This is a genomic window from Algoriphagus aestuariicola (assembly GCF_017254835.1).
Taxonomy (GTDB): domain Bacteria; phylum Bacteroidota; class Bacteroidia; order Cytophagales; family Cyclobacteriaceae; genus Algoriphagus; species Algoriphagus aestuariicola.
This window is the reverse complement of sequence record NZ_JAFKCW010000062.1, coordinates 1-289: the sequence shown is the minus strand read 5'-3', so window position 1 is coordinate 289 and position 289 is coordinate 1. Positions and strand designations below refer to the sequence as shown.

At 65.1% G+C, this 289-nt stretch carries 1 protein-coding gene; it reads left to right on the top strand.

Translation table 11 applies throughout. The features are described 5' to 3' along the window. The coding region (locus tag J0A67_RS23675; RefSeq protein ID WP_317195075.1) for a P-loop NTPase at window positions 1-289 on the top strand (289 nt) is incomplete at both ends.

Here is a 289-nt window from a genome sequence, read left to right as displayed (position 1 = left end):
CCATCGATTGGAAGCTGAAACACGATATCACGACGCTGAAGCGCGCCAACGCGCAGGCCGGGATCAAAGGCGTGCGCAACATCATCGCCGTCAGCTCCGGCAAAGGCGGAGTGGGGAAATCCAGCACCGCCGTCAACCTGGCGCTGGCGCTGGCCGCCGAAGGGGCCAAGGTCGGCATTCTGGACGCCGACATTTACGGCCCGTCGATCCCCAATATGCTGGGCACCGAACACGAGCGGCCGACCTCGCCGGACGGTCAGCATATGGCGCCGATCATGGCGCACGGGCT